General features: G+C 37.2%; 8 protein-coding genes and 1 pseudogene. 5 read left to right on the top strand and 4 right to left on the bottom strand.

Annotated features, from left to right (window positions below; all coding sequences use genetic code 11):
• Positions 1–149 precede the first annotated feature (149 nt).
• Positions 150–4,853, top strand: coding sequence for a glutamate synthase-related protein (locus VB713_RS18715; RefSeq protein WP_323313020.1), 4,704 nt, complete (start codon positions 150–152; stop codon positions 4,851–4,853).
• A 41-nt stretch (positions 4,854–4,894) separates the two neighbouring features.
• On the opposite strand, the gene VB713_RS18710 is transcribed toward VB713_RS18715, so the two are convergent.
• From VB713_RS18710 to VB713_RS18700, 3 genes are all read right to left on the bottom strand, one after another.
• On the bottom strand, positions 4,895–5,803 hold the full coding sequence (locus VB713_RS18710; RefSeq protein ID WP_323313019.1) for a polysaccharide deacetylase family protein: 909 nt from the start codon (positions 5,801–5,803) through the stop codon (positions 4,895–4,897).
• A 561-nt stretch (positions 5,804–6,364) separates the two neighbouring features.
• Positions 6,365–6,733 carry an EamA family transporter gene (locus VB713_RS18705; RefSeq protein ID WP_323313018.1) on the bottom strand — a complete coding sequence of 123 codons (369 nt, stop codon included), beginning with the start codon at positions 6,731–6,733 and terminating at the stop codon, positions 6,365–6,367.
• 274 nt (positions 6,734–7,007) lie between these two features.
• Positions 7,008–7,952 carry a glycosyltransferase family 2 protein gene (locus tag VB713_RS18700; RefSeq protein ID WP_323313017.1) on the bottom strand — a complete coding sequence of 315 codons (945 nt, stop codon included), beginning with the start codon at positions 7,950–7,952 and terminating at the stop codon, positions 7,008–7,010.
• Between the two features lie 338 nt (positions 7,953–8,290).
• Between VB713_RS18700 and VB713_RS18695 the strand changes: the two genes are divergently transcribed.
• Both VB713_RS18695 and VB713_RS18690 read left to right on the top strand, forming a co-directional pair.
• Entirely contained in the window at positions 8,291–10,729 is a 2,439-nt protein-coding gene (locus tag VB713_RS18695; RefSeq protein WP_323313016.1) for a hypothetical protein, read from the top strand.
• A gap of 2 nt (positions 10,730–10,731) precedes the next feature.
• Positions 10,732–12,297 (top strand): glycosyltransferase family 39 protein, encoded by a 1,566-nt coding sequence (locus VB713_RS18690; RefSeq protein WP_323313015.1) that lies wholly within the window; start codon positions 10,732–10,734, stop codon positions 12,295–12,297.
• A 79-nt stretch (positions 12,298–12,376) separates the two neighbouring features.
• Here VB713_RS18690 and VB713_RS18685 read toward each other — a convergent pair whose 3' ends face one another.
• The gene (locus VB713_RS18685; protein WP_323313014.1) at positions 12,377–13,792 is read right to left on the bottom strand and encodes a DUF2079 domain-containing protein; all 1,416 of its coding nucleotides are present in this window, start codon (positions 13,790–13,792) and stop codon (positions 12,377–12,379) included.
• Positions 13,793–13,879: 87 nt separating this feature from the next.
• Between VB713_RS18685 and VB713_RS18680 the strand changes: the two are divergent.
• A pseudogene (locus VB713_RS18680) lies at positions 13,880–14,377 on the top strand (Uma2 family endonuclease); the annotation flags it as partial.
• Positions 14,378–14,421: 44 nt separating this feature from the next.
• Entirely contained in the window at positions 14,422–15,915 is a 1,494-nt protein-coding gene (locus VB713_RS18675; protein ID WP_323313013.1) for a mannosyltransferase, read from the top strand.
• The last annotated feature ends 15 nt before the right edge of the window (positions 15,916–15,930 follow it).

Raw genomic sequence — 15,930 nt, 5'->3', positions numbered from 1 at the left:
GAGTGAGCTAAAAAGTTAACTCGAAGTTAAAATTTTTTTTCCCTAAATTTTCGTGACTATTTATTTCTCCAACGCTCAATCTTAGAAATTTTTTTCCCAGCAGTAGCAACAGTGGCAAAATCTGTAACTCAACATTTCAGGAATAGAGTATGAATCATCAACAGTTAAATCAGGGTCAAAAAATCACATCGTCGGAGATGGAAATTAAAGATACCTACCAAGGGCAAAAGTGGTTAGTAGAAGAAAGAGATGCTTGTGGTGTCGGCTTCATTGCTCATCGCCAAAATCGTGCCAACCATGAAATTTTAGAAAAAGCTCTAACTGCTCTTACCTGCTTAGAACACAGAGGTGGTTGTAGTGCTGACAAAGATTCTGGTGATGGTGCAGGTATCTTGACAGCGATTCCTTGGGAATTGTTTCAACAAGAAGGAATTGATGTTGCCAACACTGGCAAAATGGCGGTAGGAATGATATTTTTGCCCCAAGACCAAAAAGCAGCCCAACAAGCAAAAGCTGTATTTGAGCAAGTAGCGGCTGAAGAAAAATTGACTGTATTGGGCTGGCGAGTAGTCCCTGTGCGTCCAGATGTATTAGGGGTGCAAGCGAAAGAGAATCAACCCCAAATAGAACAAGTTTTTCTCAGTTCAGCTGATAAAAGCGGCGACGAATTAGAACGAGAACTGTATATTACCCGCCGTCGCATTGTCAAAGCTGCCAAAAATATCTCAGAAGAATTTTATGTCTGCTCCTTATCTAGCCGCACAATTGTCTACAAAGGGATGGTGCGTTCGGCAGTATTGGGAGAGTTTTACGAAGATTTAAAAAATCCAGCTTTTAAAATCGCTTTTGCTGTTTATCATCGCCGTTTTAGTACCAACACGATGCCGAAATGGCCTTTGGCGCAACCAATGCGGCTACTAGGTCACAATGGCGAAATCAATACACTGTTGGGTAACATTAACTGGATGATGGCACGAGAAGCCACCTTAGATCACCCTGTATGGAATGGTCGAGAAGATGAATTTAAGCCACTGGTAAATATTGACAGCAGCGATTCAGCTACCCTTGATAACGTGCTGGAGTTGCTCGTCCGTTCTGGACGCAGCCCCTTGGAAGCCTTAATGATGATGGTTCCAGAGGCTTATAAAAATCAACCTTCTTTACAGAATTATCCGGAAATTGTTGATTTCTACGAATATTACAGCGGTTTGCAAGAAGCCTGGGATGGCCCTGCACTTTTGGTATTTAGTGACGGGAAAAGAGTTGGTGCTACTTTAGACCGCAATGGTTTAAGACCTGCTCGTTATGTGATTACTAAAGATGACTATATTGTGGTTGCTTCCGAAGCAGGTGTTATCGAATTCCCAGAAGCTGACATTTTGGAAAAAGGCAGATTGGGACCAGGACAAATGATTGCTGTGGATTTAAGCAGCAATGAGATTTTGAAGAACTGGGAAATTAAACAGCGTATTGCCAACTTACATCCCTATGGCGATTGGTTGCAACAACACCGTCAAGAGTTGAAACAGTTGGTAAAACCATCAGTTGCTAATGGAAACGGAAATGGTCATCATCCAACTGACAACGGACATCTGACTTCTGACAAACTGGATAAACAAACTTTACTTCAACAGCAAATTGCTTTTGGCTACACCACAGAAGATGTAGAAATGGTGATTCAGCCTATGGCTAATAATGGTGCAGAACCGACTTTCTGCATGGGGGATGATATTCCGTTAGCGGTGTTGTCAGAAAAACCCCACTTGCTGTATGACTATTTTAAACAGCGTTTTGCTCAGGTGACAAACCCACCTATTGACCCATTACGGGAAAAGTTGGTGATGTCCTTGACTGTGGAATTGGGTGAAAGAGGTAATTTATTAGATCCTCAACCAGAACACGCCCGCAGACTGAAGCTAGAATCACCTGTATTGACGGAAAGTGAGTTAGCCGCAATTAAGCTGTCAGGATTTGCGACTGCTGAGTTGTCAACTTTGTTCTCCATTGCGGCTGGTCCAAATAGTTTAAAAGCTGCTGTGGAAGCTTTACAAAAACAAGCGGCGGAATCGGTGCGGGCTGGTGCAAAGATTTTGATATTGAGTGATAAGATTCACCCAATTCTTAATCAAGGGGAAAAAGAGGGAATAAGTGCCGAATATACCTATATTCCGCCTTTGTTGGCTGTGGGTGCGGTTCACCATTACTTAATCCGCGAGGGTGTACGGATGAAAACATCTTTGGTTGTTCATACCGCCCAATGCTGGAGTACTCATCATTTTGCTTGTCTTTTGGGATACGGTGCTGGTGCGGTTTGTCCGTATATGGCTTTGGATACTGTGCGTAATTGGTGGTCTGACCCGAAAACGCAACAGTTTATGGAACGGGGGAAAATTAATAATCTGACTCTGGAACAGGCGATCGCAAATTATCGCCAAGCTGTAGAATCAGGTTTGTTGAAAATTCTCTCAAAAATGGGAATTTCTCTGCTTTCTAGCTATCAAGCAGCACAAATATTTGAAGCTATTGGTATTGGTGGAGATTTATTAACGTTGGGTTTCTGGGGGACAACTTCCCGTATTGGTGGGCTGAGTTGTCAGGAACTAGCTCAAGAGGTGCTTTCTTTCCACACCAAAGGTTTCCCGGAACTGTCAGCGAAGAAATTAGAAAATCTGGGGTTTGTCCAATATCGTCCCGGTGGTGAATATCATAGTAATAGTCCGGAACTGGTGAAGGCGCTGCATAAGGCTGTAGATGGGAAGAATTATGACCATTATGAAGTTTATAAACAGCATTTGCAAGGTAGACCAGCAACAGCTTTGCGAGATTTATTAGATTTTACAAGCGATTGCTCATCTATCCCCATCGAAGAAGTAGAATCAGTCAGCGAGATTGCTCAACGCTTCTGTACTGGAGGAATGTCCTTAGGTGCTTTATCACGGGAAGCCCATGAAACTTTAGCGATCGCTATGAATCGCATTGGTGGTAAATCTAATTCTGGTGAAGGTGGCGAAGATCCGGTTCGTTACAAAGTATTAAATGATGTTGACACAACGGGACATTCACCCACTCTCCCCCATTTGAATGGTTTGAGAAATGGTGACACAGCTTCTAGCGCCATCAAACAAGTCGCTTCCGGTCGTTTTGGTGTCACTCCCGGATACCTAGCCAGCGCCAAACAAATTGAAATCAAAATCGCCCAAGGTGCAAAACCAGGGGAAGGTGGACAACTACCGGGTCCAAAAGTTAGCCCTTACATTGCCATGTTGCGTCGTTCTAAACCTGGCGTAACTTTGATCTCCCCACCACCCCACCATGATATCTACTCCATTGAAGACCTAGCGCAGTTGATTTTTGACCTGCATCAAATTAACCCAAAAGCACAGGTTTCAGTGAAATTGGTGGCTGAAATCGGGATTGGCACAATTGCGGCTGGTGTAGCCAAAGCCAACGCCGATATTATCCAGATTTCTGGCCATGATGGCGGTACTGGTGCATCTCCTTTGAGTTCTATTAAACACGCTGGTAGCCCGTGGGAACTCGGATTAAGTGAAGTGCATCGGGTGTTGATGGAAAATGGATTGCGCGATCGCGTCATTTTGAGGGTAGATGGCGGTCTCAAGAGTGGCTGGGATGTCCTGATTGGGGCATTAATGGGCGCAGAAGAGTTCGGTTTTGGTTCCATCGCCATGATTGCTGAAGGCTGTATCATGGCACGGGTATGTCATTTAAATACCTGTCCCAAGGGTGTGGCCACTCAAAAAGAAGAATTGCGGAAACGGTTTAGTGGTGTACCAGAACACGTCGTTAACTTCTTCTATTTTGTGGCTGAAGAAGTCCGCAGTCTATTAGCTAGATTAGGTTATCGTTCCTTAACCGAATTAATTGGTAGGGCTGATTTATTAACAGTCCGGGCTGATGCGAGTTTAACCAAAACCAAATCTCTCAATCTCGATTGCTTAACTAAACTACCAGACGCAAAACAAAACCGTAGCTGGTTGGTGCATGAAGAAGTTCACAGCAACGGCGCAGTTGTAGATGACCAATTGCTGGCTGATGTAGATATTCAAGCCGCAATTAAGAATCAAACTACTGTCAACAAAACGATTTCCATTGTCAACACAGACAGAACAGTGGGTGCAAGATTAGCGGGTGCGATCGCTTCCCAATACGGTGATAGTGGCTTTGAAGGGCAGATTAACCTCAATTTCCAAGGTAGTGTCGGGCAAAGCTTTGGTGCATTTAACCTGCCTGGTTTAAATCTGACACTGGTAGGAGAAGCTAACGACTACGTAGGCAAGGGAATGCACGGTGGGGAAATTATCATCAAACCCCCAGCAGATGCTAACTATGACCCTGCACAAAACGTGATCGTTGGCAATACCTGTCTTTATGGTGCTACTGGTGGCGTGTTATTTGCCAATGGTTTAGCCGGAGAACGCTTTGCTGTCCGTAATTCTAAAGGAACTGCGGTAATTGAAGGGGCTGGTGATCACTGCTGCGAATATATGACTGGTGGCGTGATTGTCGTCCTGGGTAAAGTCGGCCGCAACGTAGGTGCGGGTATGACTGGGGGACTAGGCTACTTCTTAGATGAAGATGGTGATTTCCCGGAATTAGTCAACAAGGCTATTGTTAACACCCAAAGGGTAGTTACAGAAGCAGGTGCAACACAACTTTACGAATTAATTAAAGCTCATAGCGATCGCACCAATTCACCCAAAGCACAGCTAATTTTACAAAACTGGGCAGAATTTTTACCCAAGTTTTGGCAGTTAGTGCCACCTTCTGAATCTGACAGTCCTGAAGCAAATCCTGAAGCAACTTCAGAACAAAAACAGCTAAGTTCTGTTTAATCGTAGAGGCGGGGAAACCCCGCCCTTCAATGGGTTACTAATTACTTCTTCTTAGCCATTAACTCTAGATTTTTATCTTGCATTTCTAAAAGTTCTGGAATAGTAACAAACTCATAACCCTGCTTGCGGAATCTACTGATGATTTCTGGTAAAGCCTTAACAGTGTTAGTGCGATCGCCACCACCATCATGCATTAACACAATCCCACCAGATTTTGCTCCCCTGAATACATTGTTAATCAACCTTGGTACACCAGGACGAGAATAGTCTATTGAATCTGTAGACCACATAATAGTTGCATACTTATTGCTTCTAGCGTAAGCTACTACCCCATTTTTCATATTGCCTCCAGGTGGACGAAACAAACTAGTTTTTACACCTGTAGTTTTATAAATAATATCTGTAGTATTAGCAACTTCATAGGCTGCCATTTGCGGGTTCATGTGGTGATACCAATGATGCCAGGTATGATTAGCAATAGTGTGACCATCGGTAACTACCCGCTTGGCTAAGTCGGGATAATTCTTGACATTTTGCCCAACAACAAAAAATGTTCCTTTAATCTTATTCTTCTTCAGGATATCCAGTACTTGGATTGTACTATTAGGCCAAGGCCCATCATCAAACGTAAGAGCAATCACTTTTTGTTCTGGAGGAAGTTTAACTTCCTTAATAGTTGCCCCTTGAAACCGTAATGGTACGTCGGTAGTAATCCCTTTCTCTTGCGCTTCTTGCTGCCAACTGGAGAGCATTGTCTCCTTAAATTCTTCAATACGCTCCTGAGTTCCTACTTTAGCATTGATATAATTAATACTAGTATCTTGGCTAATTTGAGCCTCAGATGTATTAGTCCTAACAAGCATCATAAAGCCAATACCCAACGTACCAGCTAAACTAACCAACGCAATTAATATACCCTGCGTCCAAAAAAATGACTTATTGTTTTCCACCGCATAGCTCCTTCAAAGGTTGAACCATCAGTCATGCTTCTGACGGTAGGTTATAACACATTTTGTCTAGATATTTGTCAACATCGTCGGATCATAAATCAATAATTATTCCATATAATCCAGACTTTAGAAATAAATTATCTACCATGAAATAACGGCACAAAATATCAGTAACATTACTGTAGATGTATATTTTACTGCGTAAGTTTCCAGCTTCTATTGAAAGAAAAAATTCATTTTTTTTACGGCATTATGTTGTTTTGAGAAGCTATGAAATAGATAACCGAAAAAGAACTGATGCTAGTTTCCCATAATCAAGGCTGAGTTAGTTGCTAACATAGATACTCTTCAAACATACAGGGAAAAGTATTTTCTTAATAAAAAATTAGGAAATAATTATTCCGAGTGTTAGTCAGAATACTGCTGACTGGGTAACAATCATAAAGCATAAAATTTTCAAAATGTAAATACCCAACTTTTTTGAGAAGTCAAGGTTCTGGATATTTCCAAGAGTGAAAAAGCTTATGCACTAAGAGGATTTTATTAGTAACTGTTGCTGTTTTATTTTCTCCAAACCACTAATATTACTCCTGTGACTATTAAACTTAATCCTACAAGACGGATGAAAGGTATAGGTTCTTTTAAAAAAAAGAACCCTAATAATACCGAAAATATATAACCAACTGATACAGCAGGAGCAGCAACACTAAGATTTACTCTTGTTAGTAGTAAAATGTAGGCGATCGCACCAATACCATAACAGGTTAGTCCTAATAATATTTCTGGTATGGTGATCATGTTGAAAATCAGACTAAAAATGTTCCCAGCATCAACCTTACCTAATTTGATCGCCCCCATTTTTAATAAAAATTGCCCAGCAACGCTGATAAGAACTGATACTAGTAATAAACTAAATTCTTGTAAAGACACAAATTTTACCTAAATCTCTTAATTCTCATTTTTTAGATAAACAACAAGATCCGTGACTACTAAGAGAAGTCCTAATATATAGCGGTTTCCAATTATATGAGGTACATCTTAGCCCTCTCATCGCTTGCAGTGAACCGTTGCTGTAGGCGACTGGTTTGCCACAACGTGAGAGCTTTGCTAACGCGTAGCGTGCTGGAGGCATCATCCGAAGGAGGAGGGGTTTGGAGGTAGGGTTCTTGTACCTCAGAATATCGGGAAGTGCTGTATAAGCAGATCAAGTTTTTGTAAAACCTCCGGTTTCTTTAAGTGTATAAAGAGGACGACCTTTGACTTCTTCGTAAATTCTGCCAATATATTCACCTAAAATGCCAATACAAATTAACTGAACTGACCCTAAGAAAAACATGGCAATTGTAATTAATGTGTAGCCTATCAAGGGAGATACTGGTGCAAATATCCGCCAATAAAGCACGAGAAATATCATAATTAACGCAATAGCAGCAGATAACAGCCCTAAATAAGTGGCAAGTCTCAGGGGAACTATGGAAAATGAGATAATACCATCAACGGCCAAGGATAAAGACTTTGTAAAAGTATATTTTACATCTCCAGCATAACGGGGGCTTCTTTCAAAAAGTACGGATGTTTGTCGAAAACCTACCCAAGCGCGTAAACCACGAATATAACGGTGACGTTCTGGCATCGCATTGAGGATATCTACTACCTGTCTATCCATTAAACAAAAGTCGCCTGTATCCACAGGAATGTCAACTTTAGCCAAACGCTTGAGAATGCGATAAAAAAGATACGCCATTAAGCGTTTTAGCCGGCTTTCTTTTTGACGTGATATGCGCTGGGCATAAACTACTTGGTATCCTTCATGCCATTTATCAATCATTGTGACGATTAACTCTGGTGGATCTTGTAAGTCAGCATCCATGACAATAATACTTTTGCCCTGGACAAAGTTTAAGCCTGCTGTTACAGCAATTTGATGACCAAAATTCCTAGCTAGACTCAGGTAACGCACTCGATTATTATGGTGGTGAAGTTCGCGGATCATACTCAAAGAGCGATCGCGGCTACCATCATCAATTAAAATCAGTTCAGCTTCACCGTCTAACTGTGCCATGACATTAATTAGACGGCTATACATTTCTGTTATATTTTCTTCTTCGTTGTAAATGGGGATAACTAAAGAATAGACAGGTTGATTCACAGTTATTGATTATTTGGTATAGACTTGTTAATCTCGAATTCACAACAAAGATATCAAATACAGCGGTTTCCGCTCTTATGAGGTACATCATAGCCCTCTCATCGCTTGCGGTGAACCAGCGCTGTAGGCGGGTTTCCCACCGTAGGCGACTGGTGTAAAGCCCTGCGGGCATGGCTGCGCTTACCGCGTAGCGTGCCGGAGGCATTCACCCGAAGGGGGTTGGAGGTGGGGTTCTTGTACTTCATAACACCGGGAAGTGCTATAAACACTTTGTTATTAAACAATAAATTATTTTCAACAAATAATTAAAATTGGGTAAATTTATCGTTTTTATAAATATGAATTATTTCCATAGCTTGAAATTTCAAAAATATTATTTAATCCTATTCATAATTTGGTTATTAGCATTAATTATAGATAGAACTTGGTTTTTCTTAGATGATTCTATTCCTGCCCACGATCAAAGCGCACACTTAACAGGAGCATTAAGTCATTATCGCATCTTTGAAAATTTTAATCTCTTCTCAAGTGATTGGTGGTTATCCTTATGGGCATTAACTCCTAGTTATCGCGCTCCATTTGTATATATTTGCACAGTACCCTTTTTGTTTCTCTTTGGCAAGGGATACGACCAATCTAGTTTAGTGAACTTATTATATACAGCTATAATTATTCTGTCAGTATATCATCTAGGCAAATATTTATTTAACAACCACCAAATCGGAATCACTGCCAGCATATTTTGTTTGCTATTTCCCATTCTGGGAATTATGAGAACAGATTATTTATTAGATTATGGCTTAACAGCAGTTGTCATCTTCACATTTACCATTTTAACCATTTGGAAAGATAGTTATCCTGGTTTTGTCTCATGGTTATTAACTATTACCTTGGGATTAGGCATAGGGTTAATCATGTTAGCAAAACCCACCGGATTTCTTTTTATCTTCATCCCTGGTATATGGACATTAATTATCTTCATTAAAAATCGCAACTTTATTAAACTATTTCAATCAGTCTTATCTCTAATTGTAGCTTGGTTAATTTGTGGTTCTTGGTATAGTGTAAATTGGTTAACAATTATCACTTCTGCCTTACACGCTAACAGTGTGGGAAAAAGGGAAGGTGATCCTGCTGCTAACACTATTGCTGGATGGTTATTTTATCCCCAACTTGTACCTGAAACTGTTGGTTTACCAATATTGTGTATTAGTTTAGGGATTTTATTAGTTTATCTGATTAAAAGTAAATTTTCTCCAAATGCGATTAAAAATAGTTTAGGAAATTCGGGCTTAAATTGGTTATTAATTTTCTTGGTCAGCAGTTATATACTCTGTTCCCTGGGTACAAATAAAGATATTAGATTTATTCTCCCTTGTTTTCCTATTATTAGTTTAATTTTAGCTCACTTCTTCCATTTAATAGAAAATAGCAAGTTTGATAAATTGAGGTTAGTAACTTTAGGATTAAGTGTGATAGTTTTACTGAATAACTTGTTTCCTTTACCTCTAATACAAGCATGGGGAGGAAAGCATTTACCCAATGATGATGCTAAAAAATATCCCCTTTCCCAACTAATAAATGAAATTAACCAAACAACTCCTTATTTACGCTCAACTTTAGGGATAATTCCAGTTTCCTCATCGCAAATAAACGAGTTTACCTTAGATTATTTTGGTAAATTAGCAGACTTTCGTGTACATGGGAGAAAATTAACTACCAAATTAGCTGATATCAACCAAGATTTACAGTATTTTTCTTGGTATATTACTAGAGAAAATGAACCATATCCGGCAGACGAAAAAGGAGAAGTTAAACGCAAACTAACATCTTTAGTGCAATCTTCTCCTGATTTAAAACTACAGGCTGATTGGGAATTACCAAATAACGATAAATTACGATTATATCATCGTAAAAATCCAGATGTAGTCATTGAACACTTAAATTCTAGTGCTGAACCAGTTACTCTAGAACAAGTTAAAATTTCTGATCAATTAATCAAAGAAAAAAATAACCCTGTAACTTATCAAATTACAGGTAAATGGGATCAATTACAAAATGGTTTATTACTTTTAAAATGGCAAAATCAGCAAGGATCATGGTATCATGATCATGCCATCGGTCTGGGACATTTATACTGTGGTTTGAAATGTCATCCCCAAGGAAGTTTTCGAATAATTGAGAATTTATCTACATTTATACCCAAAACACTACCTATAGGTAAATATCAACTTTCTGCTTTTTATTTAGATAGAAGAAATAGTAAAATCACCCCTTTAAATATTCAATCTGTAACGGTAACAGTTACAGATAAAGGAAACATCGAAAAATCTCCACCTTTAGATTTAGTTTCCCGCCTCTCACAATTAGCACCAGAATTACAAAATGGTAAATTAGAAAATATATTTAAACAGATAGATAATTTCAATCAATATGATCCCACCCACGATTATTTAAAACAAACTGAATTTATAGCTAATTATTACCTGCAAAATGAACCAAATAATCTTAATTGGCGTTACACTCTAGCTTTATCACAACTTTTACAGCGTAAAGCACCAGAATTAATCCAGAATTTAACAGAATTAACTAAATATGATGCTCAAAATCCTTATATATGGACTTATTTAGCCGTTGTTCATTTATATATCTTTCAACCAAGATTAGCTGAGAAACCATTAGCTATAGCCGAAAAAATTAAACCAGATATACCAGAATTAAAAACATTAAAAACCGTCACTAATATCATGAAATTTTTACCATTAATCAATTTCTAAATATGAGGAATAACCGCTGGTTGTTAGGTTTATTATTTACATCTTTATTCTTGTGGTTGATATGTTTAGGAAATTTACCTTTGCGAGATTGGGATGAAGGTACTATAGCCCAAGTTGCCCGTGAAATTTGGCGTAACCCCGTGGATAAAATGGTTTGGCTTTATCCAACTTTAGGAGGTGAACCATATCATAATAAACCACCTTTAATACACTGGTTAATCGCTGTTGCTTATTCTTTAGGAGGCGTAAATGAATGGACAACTCGCTTGCCAAGTGCAATATTAACGGCGTTGGGTGTACCTTTAATTTACTCAGTAGGAAATTTAGTTTTTAACCAAAGTTTACCAGCATTATTTTCTGCTTTAGTTTATATGACCATGTTACCTGTCGTTCGTCACGGACGACTAGCAATGTTAGATGGTGCAGTTATTACATTTTTTCTATTGTTATTATTTTGTATTTTAAAATCACGTCAGCAGCGAATTTATGCTTTAGGAATTGGCTTGAGTTTAGGATTAATTACTCTTACTAAAGGCATGATAGTTTTGCTATTGGGAGGAATAGCAGGTTTATTTATCCTTGCAAATAGACAATTTTATTTATTGAAGAGTTTATATTTATGGATAGGAATCTTATTAGGTAATGCTTTACCTATAACTTGGTATATTGCCCAATGGCGACATTATGGTGAAAATTTTTTACAAATAAATTTTCAATCACAAACTTTCGCGCGACTAGTTGAATCTGTAGAAGGTCATAGTGGACCTTTTTGGTTCTACTTAATAGAAATACTTAAATATGGTTTTCCCTGGGTGTTGTTTTTGCCAGGAGGTTTATATTTAGCTTGGAAAAAACGCCATACTACTTGGGGTTGCTTGATTATTATTGGCACAGTAATTTACTTCGGAACTATTTCATTAATGAGTACAAAACTGCCCTGGTATGTAATGCCTATATATCCATTTTTAGCTTTAGCAATTGGTATTAATTTGAGCGAAATTTGGCAGACAGGTAAATTTAATATCAAACTTTGGGCTGTATTTTTTGCTTTTTTAACTGTTGCTGGTTTAGGAGGTTGTGTTTATTTTAGTTTTGCTGACTCACAACCTGTATTAATTATCATGGGTATGGTTTTAGCACTCAGCATGAGTATTACTACATGGTTAGTTATCAAACGAAATCGTAATTTTATCCCTGTTTTATTTACTGGAATGTATTTAGTTTTATTGCTTTTAATGACTTCCCATTCATGGATTTGGGAGTTAAACGAAGCGTTCCCAGTTAAACCAGTAGCGGCATTAATTCGTCAACATATTCCAGCAGGAACAACTATTTATACTTCTTTTGCTTATAATCGTCCTAGTTTAGATTTTTATTGTGACTGTAAGGTTATTTCTGCTCCCGTTTCAGTGTTACAGGAGATGTGGGCTAATAAATTTTATTTGTTAGTAGATAATGAAAATTTGGGGAAAATTAATTTAAATCAGAGTAAAGTTATAGGTGAAGCTAATGGCTTTAGATTGATTTCACTTATTGATAATGGCAGTCTGGAGGGGTTTAGGAAATGAAACAAAAAATGCCGTAAACTAATAGCAGAAAATAAAACTAAGGCACTTATACCAATTATCCAAACGAGAAGACTAAAGTTTAATTAATTTTTTTTGTATATTTTTCAAATAAATACACATCATCTTTTCGATATGTAATTTTAAATTGTGGACTATTTGTAATTTCATTTACTAATTTGTTGGCAAATTCTTGATTACTTGCCCAACCAGGATGACGAACATTTAACAAAACATAATCAAAAATGTTCAAATCTTGATTTTGATAATCTGCATCTGTAAATTTAATTAAATCCCGATTGCTTAAATGTGGAGTAACTTGTGCCGTTGTGTAAACGCTACCCTGATTTTTTACTAAAGAGATAGCTTCTCTTGTAGCTTGCAAATTATCTATAGATTCTAAATATTTACCTGTAAAATGGGTAAATTTTGCCAAGCAGAGAAATGTTATTAATGACCAGATAATAATTCCACGTTTATTTCGCAGCAATCCTTTACTTACAGCAAGACTAGCAATAACAGCTAATATCAAGAATGGTAAAGCTGCTAATGAATAGTGATGAACTAAATCTTTTTGAGCTTGATAGTCAGCTATTAAATTAATTGCTACACAAGGAATAGCAGCAACTAAAGGTTTTAAGCTCGCAGTAGATAATCCCCAAATTATAGATGCTAATAATAAAATTAAGTATCCAAAATTATCTAAGGAAAATATCTTGCTAAATATTAATCCAGGGTTAAAAATTAAATTTTTAGCAATCTCAAAAACTGAGTTACCTAAATAACTGTAACGCCCTACTGCTGCTACTTCAGCACCACTAAAAGCCGGAATAATTAACTTAGTCGAAATAATAAACCAAGCCACACCAAGAATAATAGCTAAAAATCCACACAAACGCTTATTTTCAAATAAGATTAACCATATCCCCATGGCAACAACTGTAAGGGATAATACCGCTTTACATCCTAAAGTGAGAATAATACACACACAAAACCAAGCTATATTTCTCAAACGTGCTGCTAAAACAGCACTTAAAAGCAAAGGTACAGCAATAGCTTCAGGATGAAAATCAAATAAGTTGGCATTAAATACTCCTGGATACAATAAATAGGCAACTGTAACTGCTATAGCTTGACTTTCTTTCAATCCTGCTTGAATAGATAAATACCATGTAGGTAAAGCGCCTAAAGCTAAAGCTAAAGACTGCACTATAAATAACCAATAGACACTGGGGTAAATTTTATATGGTATTGCCAATATATAATGAACCCAAGCAGCGTGATCGTCAAGAATGTGAAATCCTTGTATCGTAGTAATAGGTTCTTTTCCCTGACTAATTAAATAAATTGCTTGATCAAAAATACCTAAATCAAAAGCAGTTGATTGAAATAAGAAGTGTCTTGAACTGCTACAGGAAAATAAAATGAAAGCACTAATGCCAATCATCCAACTGATAGTACCAAGTCCATTTTTGGGTTTCGCAATTTTTAATTCCATTTGCAGATATAACAATTAACTCTTACTATTTTTGCACAAAAAGGTACACATTATCGTATAGCGATTCTACCCTAAACGCGAGAAAATGGTGCATCAATAAATCATAACCGCATTACAGGTAATTTTTACGGTGCGCTGAATTTGGCATTTAGACAACAAGATAAATATGAGGTTTTCAACAGTGATATGCGGTTATGGATACCTCAAAGACTAATATACACTTATCCAGATGTGATAATTATTGCAGATGAACCAGAATTTTTCAAAAATCGCACAGATACAATTAAAAATCCCCAGGTAATTATTGAAGTTTTATCTAAATCTACCAAAGGTTACGACAGAGAAGATAAATTTGAAGCTTACAGAACAATTCCCAGTTTCCAAGAATATTTATTAATTGATCAAAACCGCATTCATGTAGAACAATTTTCTAAAATTGGAAAGAAAAGATGGAATTTGTGCGAGTACGATGAAGAAGATGAAAATATATCTCTTGTAACTGTACCTTTTGAAATTTATTTACAGGATTTATATAATAAAGTAAAATTTGAAGTTGTGGAATCTGAACCAAAAAACAATAGTTAAATTTCATCAGATTATTATTAATATAATCCTAATTACAATAACAAATGAATCGCCGATTTACACTAGACTACCTATTATTAGGCATTCTAATTATTATCGCATTAATCCTCCGCGTTGGGATGGCTTTAAAATTCCGCAATATATTTTGGGCGGATGAAATTTTCCAATCTCTAGAACCTGCACACAGATTAGCTTTCGGTAATGGTATTGTCACTTGGGAATTTAGAGACGGTATTCGTTCATGGGTATTACCAGGGATTTTAGCAGGTATTATGCGTTTGACTGCGTGGATGGGAAAAGGTTCTACTGGATACCTAATAGGAATTAATATCTTTCTGTCTCTACTTTCCCTGAGTAATATCTTAGTCGCATATTTATGGGGGAAAAAAATAGGAGGAACAATTACAGCTTTTATTTGTGCTGCTATTTGTACTATCTGGTTTGAACTTATATACTTTTCACCTAAAGCTTTTACGGAAGTTGTAGCTACTCATTTCCTATTACCTGGCGTTTATTTAGGAGTTCAAAAACAAATATCTCCGACTAGAAATAGCTTATTTTTATCTGGATGTTTATTAGGAATATCTCTAGCATTAAGAATTCATTTTATCCCAGCTATAGTATTTGCTGTAATCTACATTTGTAGAAAAAATTGGAGAGAAAAATGCTTGCCAATGATGTTAGGTATCATCGCCCCCATACTCATTTTTGGAACAGTAGATGCTTTTACTTGGTCTTATCCTTTTCAATCTTTTTGGTTAAATATTTGGGTAAATATCGTCGAAGGTAGAAGTAAACTTTATGGAGTTTCTCCTTGGTATGAATATTTTATTTTCTTACTTAAAAGTTGGTCTTGGTTATCCCTACCTATTATTATTCTTGCTTTGATGGGTTCACGTCGTAGTCCCATTTTACTATGGTTAGTATTAATTATTATCTTGTCTCATAGTTTGTTAGCTCATAAAGAATATCGTTTTATTTATCCAGTATTACCAATGGTAATGATATTAGCAGGAATGGGAACAGGCGAATTAGTTTTAAATTTGTCATGCCGATGGGTTTCACATAAAAAAACATTAATCGCAATATTTCTCTGTCTTTCGCTGTGGACTTCTATTTCTATCGCTCTCCTCAGCCGATTCAATATTTATAATCCTTTGAACTTTTCTATTTTTGGTACTAATTTAGAAAATACACACTTGTCTGTTACAACTAATAATTTACTAGCCTTACAAAGCTTAAGTACAAATAAGAATGTATGCGGACTTGGTCTTTGGGGTGTTCAGTGGGCTTTATCAGGAGGGTATACCTATTTTCATCGGGATGTTCCTATATTTCCAGTGGAGAAAGTAGCAGATTTTGCAGAGCTAAAAGCAGGTTTTAATTACATTGTTACCAATATTTCTGTACCATCTCAATATGAAAACTATACTTTGCAGAAATGTTGGCAAGAAACTTGTATTTATAAGCGGCCAGGTTCTTGTAGCCAGATTATAGATCGTGATATCAATTCTGTTCTGAAAAAATCGGGAAATTAGTCACCGCAGCAATTT

Source organism: Anabaena cylindrica UHCC 0172 (assembly GCF_034931625.1).
In the GTDB taxonomy this organism is placed as follows: Bacteria; Cyanobacteriota; Cyanobacteriia; order Cyanobacteriales; family Nostocaceae; genus Anabaena; species Anabaena cylindrica_A.
Note: the sequence above shows the minus strand (reverse complement) of the source record. Positions and strands in the feature narration are given on the sequence as shown.